The 22,151-nt window shown below is 39.3% G+C and carries 16 protein-coding genes; 6 read left to right on the forward strand and 10 right to left on the reverse strand.

Annotation, left to right across the window (positions count from 1 at the left end; translation table 11 throughout):
* Positions 1 to 53 precede the first annotated feature (53 nt).
* The 5 genes from CFPU101_RS09580 to CFPU101_RS09600 form a co-directional block, all read right to left on the reverse strand.
* The gene (locus CFPU101_RS09580; RefSeq protein ID WP_206815134.1) at positions 54 to 830 is read right to left on the reverse strand and encodes a DUF928 domain-containing protein; all 777 of its coding nucleotides are present in this window, start codon (positions 828 to 830) and stop codon (positions 54 to 56) included.
* A complete protein-coding gene (locus CFPU101_RS09585) occupies positions 754 to 3,195 on the reverse strand; it encodes a CHASE2 domain-containing protein (protein ID WP_206815135.1) in 2,442 nt (813 codons plus the stop codon). Before CFPU101_RS09585 ends, CFPU101_RS09580 begins: the two co-directional genes overlap by 77 nt.
* Before the next feature lie 3 nt (positions 3,196 to 3,198).
* Positions 3,199 to 4,131: a DUF1822 family protein gene (locus CFPU101_RS09590; protein ID WP_206815136.1), complete on the reverse strand. Its 933-nt coding sequence runs from the start codon at positions 4,129 to 4,131 to the stop codon at positions 3,199 to 3,201.
* A 10-nt stretch (positions 4,132 to 4,141) separates the two neighbouring features.
* A complete protein-coding gene (locus CFPU101_RS09595) occupies positions 4,142 to 4,768 on the reverse strand; it encodes a sigma-70 family RNA polymerase sigma factor (RefSeq protein ID WP_206815137.1) in 627 nt (208 codons plus the stop codon).
* A 312-nt stretch (positions 4,769 to 5,080) separates the two neighbouring features.
* On the reverse strand, positions 5,081 to 6,475 hold the full coding sequence (locus CFPU101_RS09600; RefSeq protein WP_206815138.1) for an SGNH/GDSL hydrolase family protein: 1,395 nt from the start codon (positions 6,473 to 6,475) through the stop codon (positions 5,081 to 5,083).
* Positions 6,476 to 6,618: 143 nt separating this feature from the next.
* On the opposite strand from CFPU101_RS09600, the gene CFPU101_RS09605 reads away from it, so the two are divergent.
* Positions 6,619 to 7,104 carry a low molecular weight protein-tyrosine-phosphatase gene (locus tag CFPU101_RS09605; protein WP_206815139.1) on the forward strand — a complete coding sequence of 162 codons (486 nt, stop codon included), beginning with the start codon at positions 6,619 to 6,621 and terminating at the stop codon, positions 7,102 to 7,104.
* 36 nt (positions 7,105 to 7,140) lie between these two features.
* On the opposite strand, the gene CFPU101_RS09610 is transcribed toward CFPU101_RS09605, so the two are convergent.
* From CFPU101_RS09610 to CFPU101_RS09620, 3 genes are all read right to left on the reverse strand, one after another.
* Positions 7,141 to 7,995, reverse strand: a complete 855-nt coding sequence (locus CFPU101_RS09610) for an SDR family oxidoreductase (protein WP_277988742.1) — start codon at positions 7,993 to 7,995, stop codon at positions 7,141 to 7,143.
* Positions 7,996 to 8,067: 72 nt separating this feature from the next.
* A complete protein-coding gene (locus CFPU101_RS26250; RefSeq protein ID WP_206815140.1) occupies positions 8,068 to 8,454 on the reverse strand; it encodes a photosystem I reaction center subunit IV in 387 nt (128 codons plus the stop codon).
* A gap of 261 nt (positions 8,455 to 8,715) precedes the next feature.
* Positions 8,716 to 9,312: a hypothetical protein gene (locus CFPU101_RS09620; protein WP_206815141.1), complete on the reverse strand. Its 597-nt coding sequence runs from the start codon at positions 9,310 to 9,312 to the stop codon at positions 8,716 to 8,718.
* 405 nt (positions 9,313 to 9,717) lie between these two features.
* On the opposite strand from CFPU101_RS09620, the gene CFPU101_RS09625 reads away from it, so the two are divergent.
* On the forward strand, positions 9,718 to 11,325 hold the full coding sequence (locus tag CFPU101_RS09625; RefSeq protein ID WP_206815142.1) for an NAD(P)H-quinone oxidoreductase subunit 4: 1,608 nt from the start codon (positions 9,718 to 9,720) through the stop codon (positions 11,323 to 11,325).
* Between the two features lie 174 nt (positions 11,326 to 11,499).
* On the opposite strand, the gene CFPU101_RS09630 is transcribed toward CFPU101_RS09625, so the two are convergent.
* Complete coding sequence (locus CFPU101_RS09630; protein WP_206815143.1) at positions 11,500 to 12,681, reverse strand: RtcB family protein; 1,182 nt, start codon at positions 12,679 to 12,681, stop codon at positions 11,500 to 11,502.
* Positions 12,682 to 12,807: 126 nt separating this feature from the next.
* Here CFPU101_RS09630 and CFPU101_RS09635 point away from each other — a divergent pair, with 126 nt between their 5' ends.
* From CFPU101_RS09635 to CFPU101_RS09650, 4 genes are all read left to right on the forward strand, one after another.
* Positions 12,808 to 13,401, forward strand: a complete 594-nt coding sequence (locus tag CFPU101_RS09635; RefSeq protein WP_206815144.1) for a rhomboid family intramembrane serine protease — start codon at positions 12,808 to 12,810, stop codon at positions 13,399 to 13,401.
* Positions 13,402 to 13,561: 160 nt separating this feature from the next.
* Positions 13,562 to 15,034, forward strand: coding sequence for an amidophosphoribosyltransferase (gene purF, locus CFPU101_RS09640; protein ID WP_206815145.1), 1,473 nt, complete (start codon positions 13,562 to 13,564; stop codon positions 15,032 to 15,034).
* Positions 15,035 to 15,145: 111 nt separating this feature from the next.
* Positions 15,146 to 16,420: a S8 family serine peptidase gene (locus tag CFPU101_RS09645; protein WP_206815146.1), complete on the forward strand. Its 1,275-nt coding sequence runs from the start codon at positions 15,146 to 15,148 to the stop codon at positions 16,418 to 16,420.
* A gap of 11 nt (positions 16,421 to 16,431) precedes the next feature.
* The gene (locus CFPU101_RS09650) at positions 16,432 to 19,245 is read left to right on the forward strand and encodes a pre-peptidase C-terminal domain-containing protein (RefSeq protein WP_206815147.1); all 2,814 of its coding nucleotides are present in this window, start codon (positions 16,432 to 16,434) and stop codon (positions 19,243 to 19,245) included.
* Here the strand turns inward: CFPU101_RS09650 and uvrA are convergent.
* Positions 19,242 to 22,103 carry an excinuclease ABC subunit UvrA gene (gene uvrA / locus CFPU101_RS09655; protein ID WP_206815148.1) on the reverse strand — a complete coding sequence of 954 codons (2,862 nt, stop codon included), beginning with the start codon at positions 22,101 to 22,103 and terminating at the stop codon, positions 19,242 to 19,244. The genes CFPU101_RS09650 and uvrA overlap by 4 nt on opposite strands.
* Between the last annotated feature and the right edge of the window lie 48 nt (positions 22,104 to 22,151).

Here is a 22,151-nt window from a genome sequence, read left to right on the forward strand (position 1 = left end):
AACTGTTAATGAGCCGAAGAAAGCATCTAAGTTAACTATTGAGAAGTTTACAATTAACGATTGGGTTGATTTACTGGTTGTGATCCAATTTCAAAACCCGCCGACTCTAGTAAACTTTCCCAATCTTGAATTAGAGTTGTATCATTAGGCTTGCCATCCCGCATCAAAGTAGCCAGTTGAGTTAGTGCATCGTACCAAATTCCATTAGCTGCGAGTATGGCGATACGATCTCTTGGGGTCGCTTGTTGGATTTGATGTTCTAATTCTGGTTTAATACTAATGCGTTGAATCCATCCTTCGACAAAAATCGGATTATCTTTTTCACAATAAACTAAAAAATACCAGTGATAGAGTTGATCGGTTGTAAGAGTTGTTTTTGCTGCTGCTAGGGGGACACCGACAACACCTGATGCTAAGTGATCATGATTAATAGTAGTTTGATAGACGGTATTTTGTTGCTCATCCTGTAGAACAAATTCAACTAGATCATCATCTTGCAGTGAGTAAGGAATATAAAACCATAGACTAGGAGAACCTGAAATCGTTAGTCCTCCGACTGTTTCCATCGAGTTCATCTGCTGTGTTGGGACTAAAGCGGTTAAAGGTTGGGCAGTTGTTTGGCACATTTCACCACGACTAGCACCTCCTCTAGCACGTCCTTTCGGTAGTCCTCGGTTGGGTAATGGTGGCGGGGTAAAACTTAGTTTAGTTCCTCCAGATGATGTGACTTGTGCCGATGTCACTACAGAAAAACTAATTAGAGTTGTTAAGGTGAGCAGAAATATGATCGCGCGGAGGTAAGTTGGACGATGGCGTTGTTTGATGTTCATAAAAATTGCTCCTGTTTTGTGCCGAGATGAGATACGTCATTAGAGTACTGGTACCGATGATGGCTAATAGCGTTGGGATGAAAGGTAACCAACAACTACTCATGACTAAACTAAACCAACAGATGACATACCAACCTCCGCTCACCACTACAATACTTATCAGTCGTTTTTTCAAATTTTCTGTAAATCTTAAAGAAACAATTATCCCTCCGATGAAGGCACCGCCCCAAATACATAAAACATCACCCCACCTCGGCAAAAACCATAATAGGGGACGTTTGTCAAGAACTGCGCTAAGAATCTGACTGACTAAATGTGCTTGTAGCAGAACACCCGATAACTCGGCTTTGGGTGAATGGTTTGGACTATATGGGGTTAACCAATAATCACCGAAACTAGGAGCAGTAGTACCAATAAGAATAATTCGATCTCTGATGGCATCGGGATTAACTTTTCCTGTCAGAATGTCGGATAAGCTAACTTGAGCCGCTACAGGATCAGCTGCACGATAATTTAATAAGATTTGATGTCCCCAAGTTTCAAGGTTTTGATAAACTCCTTGATGATGATTAAGATTTTTAAAGACTGTTTGACCGATTTGTAAATTTTCGTCGGGCGTCCAACTCGGTAAAATGCCTTGACTTGCTAGATAATGAAAGGCAACTTGCACACTAAAACTATAGGAAGCTTGACACGGTGATGCGGGTTCGGGGGTTAATGCGAGTAAGTGACGACGGATTTTTCCATCAAGATCGAGCAAGAAATCGCTGAAACCCATTCTAGCTAATGGAATTTCTGGGGGTGGGGCAATGCCAGGATCATCGAGTGAGCGATCGCTAACTTTACAAACGCCAATCAGATTTTCTGCTTGACTAATTTGCTTTTCTATGCTAATTGTGTGGGCAGGAAAATCACGATAAATATCTAAACCGATCACTCTCGGTTGATACTTTTCTAATTTTTCGAGGAGTTGGAGTAAAGCGGGGTCACTTAAAGAGCCTTGTCGTTCTTTGGGGTTTTGTGCTTGGATATCTGCTTCGGTGATAGTGACAACTAATAAACGTGGATCGGTTTTTTCAGTGGGACGAAGTTGAATGAGGTGATCAAATGCCATCAGTTCTATATTTTGTAAAAAACCAAGATGGCGAGTCCCCAGAACTAATCCTGTTACTGCTAGGCTCATTAAAACAACCTTTCCTAGCTTTTGTTTTAAAGTCAATGCGGTTTGAGGGACAGGTTTAGCGGTTGCCCCTCGTAACGCTTGCCATGTTGGGGGCATTTGGGCAGGATTTTGATAGATAACGGGTAGCCAAGTCGCACAAGGATAATGATGTTCTAATCCTTGTAGTTGTTCTCTTGCTTGCCGAACTGATAAATAAAAGGATTCACCCTGAGAAAAAGCCATTAAGAAATATTTTAAAAAAGTTTGTGCCACCTGATCGGGTACAGGTTCGCGCATGACCAGAATTTGGGGAATGTGGAGATCTGCTAGTTCTTGAGCTAATCCTAATCCATCACAAGAATTGAAAATCGCCACTTTTAACCCTTTTTCGACGGCTTTTTTAAGAGCATATTTCATTTCTTTTAGAGTTAAACTATCGGTTTGATTAAGATAGATGCGATTTTTCGTTTCATCTAAATTGCTCGTCTCATGGTGTGGTGGACATTGTATGGCATAACCCGAACTATGTCCTGCGAAGAATAGAATATCCCATCCTTGAGCATCCCATAATTGTTCTGTCAGTTGTTGTCGTTCTGGCTCAATGAGAAATTGAATATCTGCGTCAGGTAGTTGTTTAAGAAGATGAAGATCTGCTTCTGTATTAATACCTGTACTATTTCCTAAAATGGCGAGAATTCGTACTTGACGGCGGGCGATCGTCGGTTGTCCAATTTGTTCATAAGCGGGTGAACTGAGGGCGATTTCAGCTTGAGGATAATGCTCAAACCAGTCCCACAGATGCCAAGGTAATCTTTGTAAAAGTGGATCTTCAGTCTGTAAAATAAGCCGTACAGGATCAGATGGGCTAATTTGTTCGAGCATTTTTTCTCGAATCGCCCGAAAACTCTCAGCATTAAGCCAATGATTAAAATATCTTAATAATGTTCGAGACGCTTCTATACAGTGATGAGTTAAAGAAACATTACTAATAATGATCGTTTTTGGTTCTAATCTTGTTGTTTTACCGAGTTGTAGATAGGAGGTTTGCCAAGCATGATAAGCCAGTGGAAGATCGGGTGCAGCAGGAAGTTTACCCATGATTTCGATGTTCGGCTGACTGCCTTCTTCACCCATTTGGAGAATGACAGGAAAACCGTTATCCCAATTGCCTTGACCCAATTTTAATACAACTAATTTCCCCATATTTTAAATGACAAAATGTTCGATAAAACTGTGATGACCCAGTGTGAGCATAATTTTAAAATATTCGCCGATTTCTCCAGTAAAAATTAATTGAATTCCATTGTCTGCTTGTCTAGCTTGTGCTTCCATAAATAAATGATCAGCTTGATCACAGATCATCAGTTGTAGTCCAAGGGGTAAATAAAGTTCAAATTCAGTCGGATAAACTTGTACATTGATCTCGACTCGATCTTCTGAAATAGCTTTGAGATTGATGACTAAGACGATTGTTTGATGACTAAAAGTGATTAATTTGCCACGTCTAATTTCAATAATAGACCTCCATTGGCTCGATTGAAGTTCAGCTAATGCCCCACCTCGAAAATTGAAAGCAGGTGTTACATGATGAGAGTTAAATAGGGTTTGATACGCTTCCCATCCCGCATCAAATAAATGGTTAAACCAGTGACTTAAGTTAGTTTGAGGAGTTGCGGTGTTTTGCAGTTGATGTAAATGAGTAAAGATTTCTTCAATCGGTTGTAAGTCGCTAATGGATAAGGTTTCTTCAAGGGCAGTGGGGGTAAAGCCTAATAATTTTGCTTCTGTGTGATCTTGATTAATTTGAACAATCACATAACCAATGCGAGAGTGCCACACTTCAGGAGGAATCACGCAAAAATGATCAGAAGTTTTAATGGGGCGACATTCTAAACGACCAATTTTCGGAATGTCAAGATCAGCAACATCAGCACATAGCCGTAATACTGGGTTCTGGCTATCACTATTGGCTAAATTTGTCTTTACACCTAGCATCTGTAGATAATCATTCACGACACTAACAGCGATCGTATTTAAACGAACCTGTTCAGCCTTTTCTAAAGTGGGTTGTTCGAGCGCGAACTGTTGTGCTGTAGAACGGATGGTTAGGGGAATTGGTAAAAGTAAGGCGGATTGCATAAAGTTTAATTTACAGGTATCCTTGCGATCGGCCAAATTCTCTAAGACAGGGCAAACATCGACGCTGATAAAAACTACTCAAGGTACTGGTTGAAACGCCCCACTCACAAGATAAGGTTTTCCAAGGTGTTTCGGGGGGTAATCGTCGTAAAATCAACATCTGACAGGTAATGTTTGGGTGATCTCTTAAACTAATTTGGCTTAATTGATTGTGTTCATCGGTTTCTACCCATTTTTTGATCTCGTCAAGCATTGGGGGAATATCTGGTTTCGCGCTTTGCTGTTCGACTAGACTAGAAGCATCAACCTCTGTAATTTGCTTTATTTGAGTTTGTTGTTTTTGATTTTCTAAACGAAAATCCTGTAATCGTCGCTTGAGATAAGCATTTAACCAAGTAATCACACTCGCTTGTTCAGGATCATAAGCTTTACAGGTTTTACTCTCACAAAGATTGTTGCAAAAATAAATCCAGGTCTGTTGTAAAGCATCTTCATAATAAGGCGTGTTTTCTTTCCAGAGTTTATTAGCGATTAAACGAATAATTTGCGTCAAATATTTTTGACGTGATGGGGAACCTATCGGATGACGACAGGCTTCTGCAATTACTTCGTTGAGTTGTTCTCGCAGAGTCTCCATGAAGCGAATACAATGTGAATAATAATTATTGAGCGATCTTATAAAATTCAGTGTATCGTTCTTGGGAACTCAAGGAACCGCTATGTTACGTTTTTGTAGCCTCCTGTTGTTTTCCTGATTACTTATCAGGTCAGCCAAATACTTTTACGCAATTTATTAAAATTTTTTTTCGTAATATTTTTAAACATCAAAATGCTTGACCCATACTCAACAAAAGAGCTAAAGGCGAGGGTGACGTGTTTCTATTTATCCTAAATAAAAACACTTGTCGCTAAATTTCTCATCTAAGTAAGTTTGAATCGTCTACGTTAGTTAATCTTTTAAATAATAATGTTGAGGGATAATTTGCATTTTTTCCCAATTGGTTAAAGTATAGTAAAGCTGTTGAGCAATTCCTTTATTTGCTTGATTAGTTAAATGAATCGCATCAATAAAAACGGGACTGGGGAACTTAGACGGCAAATAATAAAAGTTTTGAACTTTAACATGATTGGGATGTACTTTTGAGAGTTGTTGACCGCCTTGTGCTAATTTTTCATAAGATTTAGACATTTTCGTCAGATAATCCGTTCCTAATTGCTCACGGATGGTTCGTTCTTGTGAGGAAAGTCTTTCAATCGGAACACCTGTTATTTCAGGTTGAATGCCGACAATTACAGGAATATTGAGTCTGGCACAAAGACTAATCAACTGTTTTTGATTATCCTGATAGCGTTTAATTCTTTTGTTTAATTCTTGTTCATTTGTCGGTAAATGTTGAACCAGTGATTTACCTTCGACGGGCAAAACTAAACTATCATTTGCAATAGACGGTTGTGGTTTAAATAAAAGATAATTAACGCTTTTCACTAAATAAGTTTTGTCTAGCCATTGTTTTAAAGAAGAACTAAAAGCAGTTTTAAAATGTTCTGAAGCATTTTCTAAAAAGTCATCTAATTGAGGAACATCGGTTTTTTCTCGATAACTCGGTAAAATTAAATCGGAATAGCCGTCTAAAACAATAATTACATCTGGCTGATAGGGTAAGATTTCTAAAGCCAGTTGTGCTAATTCATTACCCGAACTATAACCTGGTACCGCCGCATTAATCACGCGATATTGTCCAGGGCGAATTTTAGCCGCTAGTTTAATGAGTCGTTCACGATCAGGTTTAAAAAAGGGAAACACATCAGGGCGATAGGTTTGAGGTGATTTAGCTTGGTTAGCTATCCGTTGTTGAAGTAGTGTTTCGAGGTGATGGGCGATCGTTTCTTCGTTTTTGGGTGTACCTTGTCCAAAGGCAGTTGATCCCCCTAAAAGAAAAATTCTAATTTCATTTTTCGGTTTAGCTAAGGGTAGAGGTGCTTGATCCCGAAATCCTTGAGCATTAATTTGCCAGTATGGTGTCTTTTGATTACTGAGTAGTTGATAGCCAAACGATGAACTACGTTTGACGACTAAATTGCCATCATCGGGTAATCCTTCGATGGGTTGTTGATTTTCAGTCAAAAATTTTAAGCGATAGGCTTCATTGACTGGTGAGATTCCTGCCACTTCATCGCCTTTACCACTGAGACCAAAAAACATTCTTGCACCCAATTCTAGTACTAGGATTGATGTCGGAATCGCAAGTCCTAACCAAAGTAGAGAAATTTTACGATTTGTTTTTTTCGGTCTGTAGTAAGAATTACGATATCGGTTTGATCGACGACGCAGTAATTTTAGCATTTAGTCTATTCCTCAATTTGATCAAGCGACTGGTATAGCCTCTGATTATCTTATGACGAATTGATGGCAAGGATTGCTCCCTGATACTTTGTCATGATAAATCTCGCTATAATCGGTGACTGTATAAAAATAAAGTAAATTTCATGGCTTATAAGTTACTATTTGTCTGTTTAGGTAATATCTGTCGTTCTCCTGCTGGGGAGAATATCATGAATCATCTTATCAAACAAGCTAATTTGAGTGATCAAATTATTTGTGACTCGGCAGGTACCTCTAGTTATCACATCGGTTCATCGCCTGATTCGCGGATGAGCACGGCTGCGGTTCGTCGCGGAATACCAATGCAGGGGGTAGCTCGCCAGTTTAAGCCGTCGGATTTTGAAGAGTTTGACCTAATTCTGGCGATGGATCAAGAGAATTATCATAATATTCTGGCGTTTGATCGACAGGGAAAGTATCGAGATAAGGTCAAAATGATGTGTGACTATGCAACTCATCATTCAATAAAAGAAGTTCCTGATCCGTATTATGGAGGAAAAGAAGGCTTTGATCGCGTTTTGGATTTGCTCTTAGATGCTTGTCGCGGGTTACTGGCTCAAATCGAACAAAAAATCCTGAAAACAGATTAAAGACGCACTTTCTATTACGTCTTTAACCCGATGTGCTTAACTATTAACAACGGTTCCCCCATTGGGATGTAAAATTTGTCCTGCGAAGTAAGACGAGTCATCAGAAGCTAAAAAGACGTAGCTTGGGGCAATTTCTTCGGGTTGTCCTGCGCGTTGCATAGGGACTTGTTTCCCGAAGTTGGCGACTTTATCTTCAGGGAATGTGGAGGGAATTAAGGGTGTCCAAATGGGGCCGGGTGCCACTCCATTGACTCTAATTCCTTTTTCGACTAATGATTGAGATAAGGAACGGGTAAAAGCAACGATCGCACCTTTGGTTGAAGAATAGTCTAGTAGTTCGGGACTGCCTTTATAAGCAGTGACCGAGGTTGTATTAATAATCGCACTACCTTTTTTGAGGTGGGGTAAAGCGGCTTTAGTTAAATAAAACATCGAAAAGATGTTTGTACGGAAGGTTCGTTCTAATTGTTCGGCACTAATTTTTTCAATGCTTTCTTGGGGGTGTTGTTCGGCTGCATTATTAACGAGGATATCAAGTTGTCCTAGTTCATCAACGGTTTTTTCAACGGCTTGTATACAAAAGGATTCATGGCCAATATCACCCGCTATAGTAAGACATTGTTGGCCGATTTCTTCTACAAGTTGTTTGGTTTTTTGAGCGTCTTCATCTTCATTAAGATAAACAATTGCGACATCTGCACCTTCTTTAGCATATGCGATTGCGACGGCTCGACCAATCCCACTATCACCACCTGTAATCAGAGCGACTTTATTTTGTAGTTTGCCACTACCTTGATATTGAGCATCATCAGATTTAGGACTCGGTGTCATTTCCGATTCTAGTCCTGGTTGCTGTTCTTGATGCTGGGGGGGGTTGTAAGGTTTGTTGATCGCTAGACATAATATTTACTAATAGTATTTACTTCATATTTAAAAAGCCCCTAAAGAGGGGCTAAAAACAACCTAACGGGCATCTGTACCCTGATTAGGTGATCCTTCCTTGGCAGTTGTATCTACGCCAGGGGCTTCTGCTTCTGCACCAGGACGGACTTCGCCTCGACTGGTCATCTCACCTTGACCTGTTCTGCGGGCGATGGGTTCAATGGGTGTATCGCGTCCGCTAGAAGTAGCTGTGGTGCGCTTCGATTTTTCAGTCGGTGCGCCCACTTCGTCTACTTCATTAAATGAGAAGTTATTGGTATTTACGCCTGCATAATTGATTTTATCAAAACGAACAATAATGGGATATAAGATACCTGTTCCTTTATCTACAGAAGCAACAGTTCCTACATCATTAAACCAGTAGGATTCTTTACGAAGAACTCTGACCTTAGAACCACGTTGAATCATGGGTGTATTCCTAAATATTTTAAATTTGGTTTTTCGCTTTGTGCGATACAAAGAGTATAGTTTTAATTTAGGACGTAGAGCTAGTTTCTCAATCACGCTTAAGAAATGTTTGTGTAATTGTCTAAAGGCATAGATCAGAAACTATCTTATCTATCGAAAGACATAAAAAGAGGAGTAAGATGCGTCTGATTAAAGAACGTCTACTTACTCCTGCGCCTAAACTGCTACTTTTGAACGATTGAACGATCAAACTTGTTTCGATTAGCGAATATTATCAGAAACGTCATCTGCTGCTGATTTAACGTTTTGTTTTAGATTTTCAAATCCTTTTTTGGCTCCTTCGGCGACACCTGATGCTGTATTATTCAATGATTCACCATATTGATTGATTTTATCGCCTACTTTATTAGCTGAAGCTGTTTCTTTAAGATTTTCGACTGCTTGTGGGGGAGTAGCGGCACGTCTATCTAAATTCTTTTTGGCTTGTTCAACTAAATAATTTGCTTTATCTCCAGTTTTCTCTTCTCCTGGTACAGTATCTTTAAAATTATTCATGGTGTCGGGTTTTAGCTCATCGGTCTGCGAGTAAGCTTCTTTCATTTGTTTAGCTTGAATTTTTTCAAGGGGATAGTTTGCCGATGAGGTAGTGGCATCATGTTTAGTGGGTTGTGCCGAATAGGGATTAGTAGAAGAAGCATTGGGACTGGTATTATCATCAGTCATCTGCTCATCAGAAACTTTAGAAGATGAATAGGTATTTCCAGAAGGGGTTTGACTACAAGCTGTATTAACCATTAAAACTAGACCAGCTAGGAATACAATTAGAATCCGAGCTAGTGAAAAACGTTTAATGTTCATGATATTCCTCCGAACTTTTTATAAAGCTTTTTGATTGGTTTAAAGATCTTAAAGATCGCTGATTTCTACAATAACCAATCATTTACGTCCTTTTACTCTACCTTTAGCTATTAATTCTTCTCCATCTTTAGAATGACTTACTTACATAAGAAAAGCAAAGTCTTTTTCTTAAAAACGACCTCAATTCATTGATTTAACTACGTTTTAAATCGCTGTAATTTTCAAAAATATAGAAATATTAAATAATACTATAGAATTAAATCTATTTATTAATATTTTTAGATTCACTTTTGGTTATGGTTTTAAACCTAAAATCTTAATCTTTACAATCTTCGCAAAACTTAACAAATGTTAATATAATAGAAAACAAAAAGACTAAGTATTATTTCCTAGTCATTCAATTTTATGAACGGTTTTCAAATTCCTTGGTTAACAGCCATTATCTTTTTTCCTTTAGTTGCGGCTTTTGCCATTCCTCTAATACCAGACAAGGAAGGTAAAACGACTCGCTGGTATGCTTTGTTGATTGGTTTAATCAATTTTGCTCTTATTATTAATGGGTTTTGGAGTAACTACGACATCACCAACACTCAATTTCAGCTTAGAGAAACTTATGCTTGGGTTCCTCAAATCGGCTTAAATTGGTCTTTAGGTGTTGATGGTGTGTCAATGCCTTTAATTGTCTTATCTGGCTTAATCTCAACTTTAGCGTTGTTAGCCTCTTGGAAAATTGAACGTAAACCCAAACTATTTTATTTTCTAATGCTCGTTCTCTATAGCGCACAGATTGGGGTTTTTGCGGCACGAGACTTATTATTATTTTTCTTGATGTGGGAACTTGAATTAGTTCCCGTTTATATCTTAATTTCTATCTGGGGTGGTCAAAAACGCCTCTATGCTGCGACTAAATTTATTTTATACACTGCACTTGCTTCTATTTTTATTCTAGTGGCGGCTCTTGGGTTAGCCTTCTATGGTAATCACTTTACCTTTGATATGGCTGAGTTAGGTCTAAAAGAATACCCACTCGGCTTAGAAATGTTGGCTTATGCAGGATTTTTAATTGCTTTTGGCGTAAAACTTCCAATTTTCCCCCTACATACTTGGTTACCTGATGCTCACAGTGAAGCTTCAGCACCCGTTTCAATGATTTTAGCGGGCGTTCTCTTAAAGATGGGGGGTTACGGCTTAATTCGGATGAATATCGAACTATTACCCCATGCTCATATTAAATTTGCACCCTTGTTAGTGATTTTAGGTGTGATTAATGTTGTTTATGGTGCTTTTGCTGCTTTTGGACAAACGAACTTAAAACGCCGTCTTGCTTCTTCTTCTATCTCCCATATGGGTTTCGTTTTGATTGGTATTGCTTCGTTCACTGAAATAGGCATGAATGGAGCCGTACTACAAATGTTATCTCATGGTTTGATTGCGGCGGCTTTGTTTTTCCTGTGCGGTAGTGCTTATGAACGGACTCATACTTTAATGATGGATGAAATGGGAGGGTTAGCGAAACAAATGCCGAAGATTTTCGCGCTATTTACAGTAGCATCAATGGCATCACTCGCATTACCTGGAATGAGTGGTTTTGTCTCAGAATTAACGGTATTTTTGGGAGTTGCTAACAGTGATGTTTATAGTTCTACTTTCAAAGTCGTTGTTATTTTCCTAACGGCGGTGGGTTTAATTCTGACTCCGATTTATCTATTATCGATGTTACGAGTGGTTTTCTATGGTAAAGAAAATTCTAATCTAGTTTTAGATGGGTTTTCCATTGATGCTAAACCTCGTGAGATTTTTATCACAGTTTGCTTATTACTGCCCATTATTGGCATTGGTTTATATCCAAAATTAGCCATGAGTACCTATGATTTGAAAACCGTAGAAGTAGCGGCTAAGGTTCGTGCTAATCTTCCAGTGGTAGTAAAACAAAAAGAAACCTCAAGAACAGCCAGTTTAATTTCTTTTTCTGCTCCCGTCATGGCTCCTCAAATCTTGGATGTCAGGAAGTAAAGAAAAAATTTAATCAAAAGATGAGGTGGGTTAGGCTCACCTTTTTTTGTACTGATTTAGAGAAAGATGATTAATAATTCCCAGTGAATGATGAAAGGTAATTTAATTAGTTTATAAGACCATCAGAGAATTTATTTTCTGGCAGTCTTAATGTTCTAACAATCACCTCAATAACTATCCTTTAACACACATCACTTGTTTAAGCGTAGCCACAATTTCGACTAAATCCGCTTGTTGATTCATCACTTGTTCAATGGGTTTATAAGCTCCTGGAATTTCGTCAATAATTTTATAATCTTTACGACATTCCACCCCTTCAGTTTGCTGAATCAAATCATCTAAAGAAAAGTGTTTTTTAGCTTGAGTTCGAGACATCAAACGCCCTGCACCGTGAGCGCAAGAACAGAAACTATCGGTATTACCTTTTCCTTTAATAATGTATGATTTGGCTCCCATTGAACCAGGAATAATTCCGTAATCCGTTTCTCTAGCACGTACCGCACCTTTTCGAGTCACATAAACATCTTCACCAAAATGTTGTTCTTTTTCGGCATAATTATGATGACAATTGACAGATAAAATCGGTTGAGTTGGTTTGCCACCTGCTAAATGTTTTTCGACAATCTGTTTAAACCGCGCCATCATAATTTCTCGGTTCATTCGGGCATAGTTTTGCGCCCATTGTAAATCACGCCAATAGGCCTCAAATTCAGAAGTACCCGCCACGAAATAAGATAAATCAGGATCATTTAATTTAATTTCTGCTAACTTAGCTAGATTTTTTGCGGTTGAAATATGACACTGAGCAAGCTGATTTCCAATACCCCGTGAACCTGAATGTAACATTAACCACACTTGGTCATCGGTATCTAAACAAAGCTCAATAAAGTGGTTGCCACCACCGAGAGAACCTAATTGTTTAATCGCTTTTTTGTCTAAGTTTTGTACTCCTTTGTGTAAATTTTTAAATTGTTGCCAACCTAACCAGTTAGTCACATTTTTTTCGATTTCTTTATTTTCATCAAAACCAACAGGAATAGCAGCTTCAACATCCAAACGGATTTTCTTTAACTTACCTTCTAATTGGTCAGCATGAAACGGTAATTTTAGAGCAGCGACACCGCAACCCACGTCTACTCCAACGGCTGCGGGAATGACGGCATCTTTTGTCGCAATGACTGAACCGACTAAAGCACCTTTTCCAAGGTGAACATCGGGCATTAAAGCGACGTGTTTGTAAACAAAGGGCAGAGAAGCAACATTTTTCGCCATCTGGGTTTCATGGGGGGCTAAGTCATGACCCGCCCATGACAGAATCGGTGATGCTGTCTGCATATCTAACGTTTTGTAAGGCATATATTTAATACTGTTGTATATTACAAGTATAATACATCAAGAGATGATGTCAAGTTCTTAAGATCTAGTCGTTGTTTTAAGAGGCAAGATAGAATAGAGACGACCTACCTCATTGAACCAATTGATATGAGCCGTCCCTTAAAAAATTCAATTCATCAAGAATTTAAAAACCAAGTCACAATTTTAGGTAGTTTTTTAGGTATTTTTTGGATTGTAGAAATTTTAGATCGTTTTGTTTTTCGTGGTCGGCTTGACGTTTATGGAATTATTCCACACAATATAATCGGCTTACGAGGAATTTTATTGGCACCGTTTTTACATGGTAATTTTAATCATTTAATTGCTAATTCAATCCCGTTTGTTATTTTGGGTTGGTTGGTGATGTTACAAGAAACCAGTGATTTTTTTATTGTTACTGGAATCACCATGCTCGTAGGTGGTTTGGGTGTTTGGTTTTTTGGTGTTCCAGGTTCAATTCATATCGGAGCAAGTATTTTAATTTTTGGCTATTTAGGATTTTTGTTATTAAGAGGTTATTTTCAGCGTAATTTCGCTTCGATTCTGCTCTCACTTGTAGTAGGTGTGTTGTATGGGGGAACGGTATGGGGTGTCTTACCCTCTCAACCGGGGATATCTTGGCAGGGACATCTATTCGGTTTTATCGGCGGTATTATTGCAGCGAGAATGATTGCTAGAGAAAAACGCAGATATGGTTCCTAATCAAGATGTTTTATGTTCTATGTCTTTGTGTGATCGCCTTAAGATTGCTGATATAATCGGATTAAAGGAATATTAAGATTAGTTAAATTTTCTTGAATCCATTAATCTATAGATCTATATAGCAACCCCTATCGGCTCCCTATAAGAGCTACTTGATCCCATGACTGCTTACGATGAGTTTTCACTTGAACCTTGTTCCATCAATTCATCCGACAAGCCCGAGGAAGCTTGCGGGGTCTTTGGTGTTTATGCCCCAGAAGAAGAGGTTGCTAAATTAGCCTATTTTGGTTTGTATGCCCTACAGCATCGGGGTCAAGAATCGGCGGGGATTGCCACTTTTGAAGGAGACACTGTACACTGTTACAAAAACATGGGGCTAGTGTCTCAAGTTTTTAAAGAAGATATCTTAAAAACCTTGCCAGGTGATTTGGCTGTTGGTCACACTCGCTACTCGACGACAGGATCAAGTCATCGGGCCAATGCTCAACCGGCTGTCGTTGAAACTCGTCTAGGAACTCTTGCTCTAGCACATAATGGTAATTTAGTCAATACCTTAGAGCTTCGTCAAACCCTAGAAAAACGGGGCTGTGATTTTGAGACAACAACCGACTCAGAAATGATTGCCGTAGCGATCGCACAAGAGGTCAATAGCGGACAAGATTGGCTAGAGGCGGCGGTTAATGCCTTTAAACTCTGTTCAGGAGCCTATAGTTTAGTCATTGGGACACCCTCTGGATTAATTGGGACAAGAGATCCAAACGGAGTACGCCCACTGGTACTTGGCGAAATCGAAACAGACGACGGAAAAACCCGTTATGTTTTAGCTTCTGAAACCTGTGGTTTAGATATTATCAGTGCTACATATATTCGAGATATTGAACCGGGGGAACTGGTTTGGATTACTGAAGAGGGCATCACCTCGCAATATTGGGCCCAATCAGAACGAAAACTTTGTATTTTTGAAATGATTTATTTTGCTCGTCCTGATAGCATCATGCACGACGAGAGCTTATATACCTATCGTATTCGTTTGGGAGAACAACTCGCCAAAGAATCCTATGTAGATGCCGATTTAGTGATGGGTGTTCCAGATTCGGGAATTCCTGCGGCGATTGGATTTTCGGAAGTCTCAGGAATTCGTTATGGTGAAGGACTCATTAAAAATCGTTATGTGGGACGTACTTTTATTCAACCAACGCAACACATGAGAGAACACGGGATACGGATGAAATTAAATCCCCTTAAAGATGTTCTCAATGGAAAACGCGTGATTATTGTTGATGATTCAATCGTCAGAGGAACCACCAGCCGTAAAATAGTAAGAGCCTTACGAGAAGCAGGGGCAACCGAAGTTCATATGCGAATTTCCTCGCCACCCGTCACCCATCCTTGTTTCTATGGTATTGACACCGATAATCAATCACAATTAATTGCCGCAACTAAAACGGTTGAAGAAATTGCTCAACAAATCGAAGTCGATTCACTCGCCTATTTAAGTTGGTGCGGTATGTTAGAAGCAACAGGCAAAGATCCAAATAGTTTTTGTTCTGCTTGTTTTAATGGTGATTATCCAATTCCCATTCCCAATAGCGTTAAAGGTTCTAAATTAATGTTAGAAAAACTGGGAGTCTAAATAAAGCGCGTCTCCATCATGGCGCGTTTTTAAAGATTAACATTTTTTTAAAATCAATTTTGAAGTAACCTGATAAGCTAGACAGAGAAACTTATCAGGTTATTAATAGCAATGTCTAGCCTTTTAGAGCAAAACTTAAATACTAATAACTCAACAACCACTTTAGAAAAGGCCTTCGCTACAGCACAAAACCTATTGTGGAACTTTAGTTTAAGCGGCGATTTTAATACCGATCTTCGTTATATTTTTGGTCATCAAATCCAAGATACAACAGCCCAAGCCATTTTTCAAGCCCTAACGCGACAAAGGGCATTTTCTCTAGAAATTGTCGCCCAAAGTCAGATTAATAACGCTTTAGGTGCCTATGCTCAACAAACTAATACCATCTATTTATCGCAAGAATTTATTGCCGAAAATATTAACAATTATCAAGCAATTGCAGCCGTTTTACTCGAAGAAACAGGTCATTACATCGATTCTCAACTCAATCGTGTCGATACACCGGGAGATGAAGGAGAACTTTTTGCTGCGATCATACAAGGACAAACTTTAGACACAGCAACACAAAATCGGATTGCTCAAGAGGACGATCAGTATACAGTAAATATAGATGGGCAAGAAATCCAAATCGAACAAGCAACCCCAGGGGTAAACCCTGCCTTTGATCTGATTGGTTTAACTCAATTACGAAATGATCCCCAATTTGCGGGAATCGATGGCAGTGGGTTAACTGCTGTAGTCATTGATACGGGATTAGATCGAAATCATCCATTACTACAACCCCACTACCGAACGGGTGTTGATTTCGTCAATGGTGGTGACAATCCAGTCGATAACGAAGGACATGGTACACACGTATCAGGAACCGTCGGTGCAGTTGATGAAAATATCGGTGTAGCCCCACAGGTGGGATTAATTGGCTTACAAGTCTTTCAAAACGGAGGCGGGGCATCGAATTCAGACATTGAAGAGGCTTTAGAATGGGTCTATAATAACCGCCAGCAATACAACATTGTCGTCGTTAATATGTCCTTGGGAAGTGGCTTTTACTCCTCACCTAACCAAGTTCAAGGCGATATATTATCCGATGACATTCGTAGACTAGAGGAAATTGGTGTAACAGTTGTTTCAGCAGGGGGAAACTCTTTTAAAAACAACGAATATCAAAATTATGGCGCACCAGCGATTTACAGTACCCTCGCCGTCGGTGCCGTTTGGCAAGATGGAGTTAATCAAGGAGTTTCATTTGGCAGTGGTGCGATCGACTATACTACAGGAACCGATCGTGTTACCAGTTTTTCACAGCGTCTAGTTGCTAATAACACCATATTTGACCTGGGGCTTTTATTAATAGCACTTATCCAGGGGGAGGACAAAATAACCTAGCAGGTACTTCAATGGCATCCCCCCACGTCGCGGGTGCAGTGGCACTAATGCAAGAAGCCGCGCTACAGTTTGGAGGACGATTGCTGGCACCCTCGGAAGTTGTAGAAATAATGCGAGGAACTGCCGATAGTATTTATGATGGAGACGATGAAGATGATAACGTCCAAAATACGAATGTTTCCTATCCACGTTTAAATGTCTATCGGGCGATTACAGAAATTAAAAACCGCTTTGGTAATATTACCCCACCCCCACCAGGAGGCGGTTCAGGTGATGCCAATGGAACGTTTGTCGGTGCAATTATCGGCCCGACGTTAGATGGTTCTCCCGTCAATCCAATTTTAGGTTCAATTGGAATTGATGGACTTTCGACCAATATTGGTAATACCGATGTCGATATTTATCGGTTTCAACTCGTTTCACCTGGAAACGTTACGATTGCTTTAGGCACTAATCCCAATAATCCAGCCGATTTTAATACTCAATTACGTCTTTTTGATAGTAATGGTGCGGAAATCGCTTTTAATGATGATAATGGGACAAATACCTTTTCGACGATTCAAGCCGCTTTAAATACAGGTACCTATTATGTTGGTGTAAGTGGATTTAATAATAGGAGTTATAACCCAAGTGTCGCGGGAAGTGGTGTCGGGGGAGAAACAGGAAATTATTCTTTACAGTTTAGTCTCAATAATGCTGATCCCAATGGGTTATTAAGTGGTGCAGTTGATGTTAATTTAGGAAGCACTCAAGATCCCTTAGTCTTCGATGGTTTAATTGGTGCTGATTATGGTGTACCCGTTGGTGTCGCGGATGTCGATTTATTTAAAATTGTAGTACCCGATAACGGTACTTTATTTGTCGATATTGATACGCCGTATAACAATGATTATGTTGATTCATTTTTACGTGTTTTCGATGAAAATGGTAATCTTTTAGTCGATAGTGATGATGATTTATCCTATGATCGAGCAGGAAATCTGACAGAATTTACCGACTTTTCATACCCTAATCTCGTTTTTGAAGATCCCTTTGATCGACAATTCTTTAACGGACACGAAACCGATAGTTTTGTCGCGGGAACGGTTGATAGAGGTGATGTCTACTATATTGGTGTTTCAGATTATTTTAATAGTGATTACGATCCCACCACATTAAACGGTCGTCGTAATAGTGGAGATGGTGGACAATATCAATTAAACGTAACTTTTGTTAATAATGATCTTAATGGCAGCATTACCCAAGCGATTTCAGATACTAGTTTACCCATTGTAAATCGTGCTGGGACGATCGGAGCCGATGGTGATCCAGTAACAGGAGGATTATCTGATGTTGGTGACAAAGATGTTGATTTTGTAAAAGTTCGTTCGGCAAGTACAGGAATTTTAGAAATTGATATTGCTTCTTCTATCAGTAATCCTATTGATAGTGTCGCCTTTATTTACGATGCAAATGGAAATCAATTAGCCCTCGATGATGATCGCTCATCTCTAGATCTTAATCCACTGATTCAATATCCCATTGCTGCCAATCAAGATTATTATGTCGCAGTCACGGGATACGGAAACAATAATTTTGATCCCTTTGCCCTCGGTAGTGGTACGGGTGGTGATACGGGTGAATATACCTTTAATAGTCGTCTGCGTCCCTTATCAGATGTGATCGTTCTTTCGGATAATGCAGTTAATTATGGTGCGGTACAAACCCTATCTTTTTATCAAAAACTCTTTTCTGAATTGGGTAAAGATAATGGTTTAGTTACAGGGGCGACGGATGTAGATATTTACCGTTTTACTCCTAACATCACGGGTAAAGTTGAGATTCGAGTTGATGCGAATGAAGAATTCGGGGCTGATACTTTCTTACGTCTGTTTGATATTAATGGGAATGAACTGGCTGTTAATGATAATGAGGCGAGTAATATTAGAGGAAGTGTCTTACGAGTTGATTTATTTGCAGGTACCCCTTATGTCATCGGGGTTAATGGTGCAAGTCTTGAAGCACGTAACTATGATCCGATTACAGGGGCAGGAGGAGCCGCAGGAAGTGAAGGCACTTATAATATTATTGTTCAACAAGCGATCGATCCTGCACAATATGGGGCTTCCTATCCCGATTTGATCGTCAATATTGGCTATAATTTACCCGCTCTCAATCAGCATTATCAAGATATTGGACGCTTAGAGGGCAGAAGTCCAGACTTATTCGATGAATTGCGTTATACGGCATCAAATCCTGATTTAATTCCAGTATTCCGTCTTGATCCTGCGGGTGCGACTCAACATTATATGCAATCGGGATATTTTGAAAACCGTTCCTTATTTGCTTTCGATCCGACTCAGTATGTAGCATCTAATGTAGATTTAATCGGTGTTTTTGGATACAATTTTACAGAAATTACCCGTCATTATGTACAATCTGGGTTTTTTGAGTCGAGAAGTCCAGACTCATTCGATGAATTGCGTTATCTAGCTTCTAATCGTGATTTAATTGGAGCGTTTGGACTCAATCTGGGCGCAGCAACCCAGCATTATATACAATTGGGTTATCAAGAACCTGGACGCTCTTTAATCTCTTTTGAAGCCGATCGTTATATTGCCTCCAATCCAGATTTAATCCAAGCTTTGAGTTACAATTTGCTAGAGGGAACGATACACTACATCAATCGTGGTGCCTTAATTGAAAACCGTTCTACAACGAGTTTTAATCCAGTTAACTATCTGAATCGTTACTCGGATTTACAGGCGGTTTTTGGCGGAGATTTAACGGCAGCGACTCGTCACTTTATTGAATCAGGTTATTTTGAAGGACGAAGCGGTGTTTAATCTGATTTTGCAGATGGATATTGTTTTAGAACTTCTTTAAGATACTTTCCTGTATAGGATTTTGGGTTTTTGGCGATGGTTTCGGGTGTACCAACGGCTACGAGTTCTCCTCCTTTATCGCCTCCTTCTGGCCCTAAGTCAATCACCCAATCTGAACAGCGAATGACATCTAAATTGTGTTCAATGACAATAATCGAATTACCTTTATCTACAAGACGCTGTAAAACATTCAATAAGTGATGCACATCATAAAATGATAAACCTGTTGTCGGTTCATCGATGAGATATAGCGTTTTACCAGTAGGACGACGTGATAACTCAGCAGCTAGTTTTACCCGTTGTGCTTCTCCTCCTGAGAGGGTGGGCGCACTTTGTCCGAGTTTACAATAACCTAAACCCACATCCACCAACGTTTGTAGACGATTAACTGCTTTGGGAATGTTTTGGAAAACGTCTAAAGCTTCTTCTACCGTCATGTTTAAAACATCCGCGATCGAAAAACCTTTATACTTGACTTGTAAGGTTTCTCGGTTATATCTAGCCCCTTTACAGACTTCACATTGGACATAAACATCGGGTAAAAAATTCATTTCAATGACATTAACACCTTGTCCAGAACACGCTTCACATCTTCCCCCTTTAACATTAAAAGAAAATCGACCTGCTTGATATCCTCTTGCTTTTGCTTCGACAGATTGGGTAAAAATTTCTCGAATCACATCAAAAACGCCAGTATAAGTCGCAGGATTAGATCGAGGGGTTCTACCAATCGGAGATTGATCAATAATAATCACTTTATCAACCGCATCTAAACCCTTAACTTTCCCCAATTGTTTCGGAAAAGGAACTTGTCGGGTTAAATGATGTTGTAGTGAAGGATAGAGGAGTTCATTGATTAGAGTCGATTTTCCCGAACCTGAAACTCCAGTGATACTAACCAGTTTTCCTAGAGGAATTTCGACATCAAGATTTTTTAAATTATTTTCGTGACAGTTTTCTAAAATTAGTGAATATCCATTACCATCGCGTCGTTGACTGGGGGTACCAATGACTTGTCTACCTGATAAATAAGCCCCCGTTAAAGATTCTTTCGCTTCGAGTAAAGTTTGTAAATCGCCTTGACAGATAATCTCACCGCCATGTATCCCTGCTTTTGGCCCAATATCAACTAAATAATCAGCAGCGCGAATCGTTTCTTCATCGTGTTCGACGACAATTAAAGTATTTCCAATATCTCGAAGTTTTTTAAGAGTTTCTAACAGTTTGCCATTATCTCTTTGATGTAAGCCGATACTTGGTTCATCTAAGACATAAAGCACACCCGTTAAACCTGCACCGATTTGTGTAGCAAGACGAATTCGCTGTGATTCTCCACCCGATAATGTCATTGCTGCCCGATCTAATGTCAGATAATCTAAACCCACATCAATAAGAAATTGTAATCTTGCTTTAATTTCTTTGATGGCTAATTCTCCAATTAATGCTTGTCGAGTCGTTAGGTTTAAATGTTTACTTCTGTCTAAACAATCTCGAATTGGCACACTTGATAAATCAGTAATACGATATTGTCCTAAACGAACCGCTAAAGCTTCGGGTTTTAGTCGTTTTCCTTGGCAAACATCACAAGGCTGATTGACAATATATTTTTCTAATTTTTGTTTAACGATTTCTGAAGTACTTTCCTGATAACTTCTATCTAAAATGTTTAAAATTCCTGCAAACTTTTTATGATAGCCTTTACCAGAGTTGTAGCGAGAGTCATCCTCAAAATAAATCGGCTCATCACTGCCATGTAATAAAATGTTTTGTTGTTCTTTGGTTAAGATTTTCCAAGGGGTTTGTAATTCAAATCCATAGGCTTGACTAACACTATATAACAGTGATAAATAATAGGAATTGTCTTTATCTGACCAAGGCGCGATCGCAGAGTAAACGGGTTGTCCAGGATCAGGGATAATTAATTCAGCCGAAAAAGTTTTAAAAGTTCCTAAACCGTGACAATTAGAACAGGCACCATAGGGAGAATTAAAGGAAAATAAACGAGGGGATAATTCTTCCATCACTGCACCATGTTCAGGACAGGCGAAGTTTTCTGAAAAGACAATCTCTTGGGTTTGATTTTCTGCTGTTTCGTCGGGTAAAATTTCAATAACCGCTAATCCGTTAGACTGTTTTAAACACGTGCTTAAAGAGTCTACTAATCTTTCTTGAATGCCTTCTTTTTTAATCAGTCGATCAATAACAATCTCAATATGATGGCTTTGGTTTTTTTCGAGTTCGATAGAGTCGGTTAATTCTCTGACTTCTCCATTAATCCTGATTCTGGCAAAACCTTGGGACGCTAGACTAGATAGTAATTGTTTATGGGTTCCTTTTTTGCCTCGCACTACTGGCGAAAGAATTTGAAAACGGGTACGATCGCTCAGTTCTAAAATACGATCGCACATTTCATCAATGGTTTGAGGAGCGATATTGCGATCGCAAATCGGACAATGAGGTTCACCCGCCCGACCAAATAATAGGCGAAAATAGTCGTAAATTTCTGTAACTGTTCCGACGGTTGAACGCGGGTTATGTGAGGTCGATTTTTGATCGATGGAAATGGCTGGACTTAACCCCTCAATGGCATCCACATCGGGTTTATCGAGTTGTCCTAAAAACTGTCTTGCATAGGCACTCAGAGACTCGACATAGCGTCTTTGTCCCTCTGCAAATATCGTATCAAAGGCTAGAGAGGATTTACCCGAACCTGATACCCCAGTAAATACAATGAGTTGATCTCTGGGTAATTCTAAATCAACATTTTTTAAATTATGTTGTCTTGCGCCACGAATTCGGATTGAGTTGCTGTTTGACATAGTACACAGCTTAATAGTCCTTAATCATCATAGCGTTGTTTTTTTATA

Source organism: Chroococcus sp. FPU101, assembly GCF_017312365.1.
Classification (GTDB): domain Bacteria; phylum Cyanobacteriota; class Cyanobacteriia; order Cyanobacteriales; family Microcystaceae; genus Chroococcus.

What these genes read in the sequence shown, in the direction of transcription:
- CFPU101_RS09580 (WP_206815134.1), bottom strand. Translation starts at nt 830, where the DNA reads ATGAACATCAAACAACGCCATCGTCCAACTTACCTCCGCGCGATCATA.
- CFPU101_RS09650 (WP_206815147.1), top strand. Translation starts at nt 16,432, where the DNA reads ATGGCATCCCCCCACGTCGCGGGTGCAGTGGCACTAATGCAAGAAGCC.
- CFPU101_RS26250 (WP_206815140.1), bottom strand. Translation starts at nt 8,454, where the DNA reads ATGATTCAACGTGGTTCTAAGGTCAGAGTTCTTCGTAAAGAATCCTAC.
- CFPU101_RS09630 (WP_206815143.1), bottom strand. Translation starts at nt 12,681, where the DNA reads ATGCCTTACAAAACGTTAGATATGCAGACAGCATCACCGATTCTGTCA.
- CFPU101_RS09645 (WP_206815146.1), top strand. Translation starts at nt 15,146, where the DNA reads ATGTCTAGCCTTTTAGAGCAAAACTTAAATACTAATAACTCAACAACC.
- uvrA (WP_206815148.1), bottom strand. Translation starts at nt 22,103, where the DNA reads ATGTCAAACAGCAACTCAATCCGAATTCGTGGCGCAAGACAACATAAT.
- CFPU101_RS09620 (WP_206815141.1), bottom strand. Translation starts at nt 9,312, where the DNA reads ATGAACATTAAACGTTTTTCACTAGCTCGGATTCTAATTGTATTCCTA.
- CFPU101_RS09605 (WP_206815139.1), top strand. Translation starts at nt 6,619, where the DNA reads ATGGCTTATAAGTTACTATTTGTCTGTTTAGGTAATATCTGTCGTTCT.
- CFPU101_RS09585 (WP_206815135.1), bottom strand. Translation starts at nt 3,195, where the DNA reads ATGGGGAAATTAGTTGTATTAAAATTGGGTCAAGGCAATTGGGATAAC.
- CFPU101_RS09590 (WP_206815136.1), bottom strand. Translation starts at nt 4,131, where the DNA reads ATGCAATCCGCCTTACTTTTACCAATTCCCCTAACCATCCGTTCTACA.
- CFPU101_RS09635 (WP_206815144.1), top strand. Translation starts at nt 12,808, where the DNA reads ATGAGCCGTCCCTTAAAAAATTCAATTCATCAAGAATTTAAAAACCAA.
- CFPU101_RS09625 (WP_206815142.1), top strand. Translation starts at nt 9,718, where the DNA reads ATGAACGGTTTTCAAATTCCTTGGTTAACAGCCATTATCTTTTTTCCT.
- purF (WP_206815145.1), top strand. Translation starts at nt 13,562, where the DNA reads ATGACTGCTTACGATGAGTTTTCACTTGAACCTTGTTCCATCAATTCA.
- CFPU101_RS09600 (WP_206815138.1), bottom strand. Translation starts at nt 6,475, where the DNA reads ATGCTAAAATTACTGCGTCGTCGATCAAACCGATATCGTAATTCTTAC.
- CFPU101_RS09595 (WP_206815137.1), bottom strand. Translation starts at nt 4,768, where the DNA reads ATGGAGACTCTGCGAGAACAACTCAACGAAGTAATTGCAGAAGCCTGT.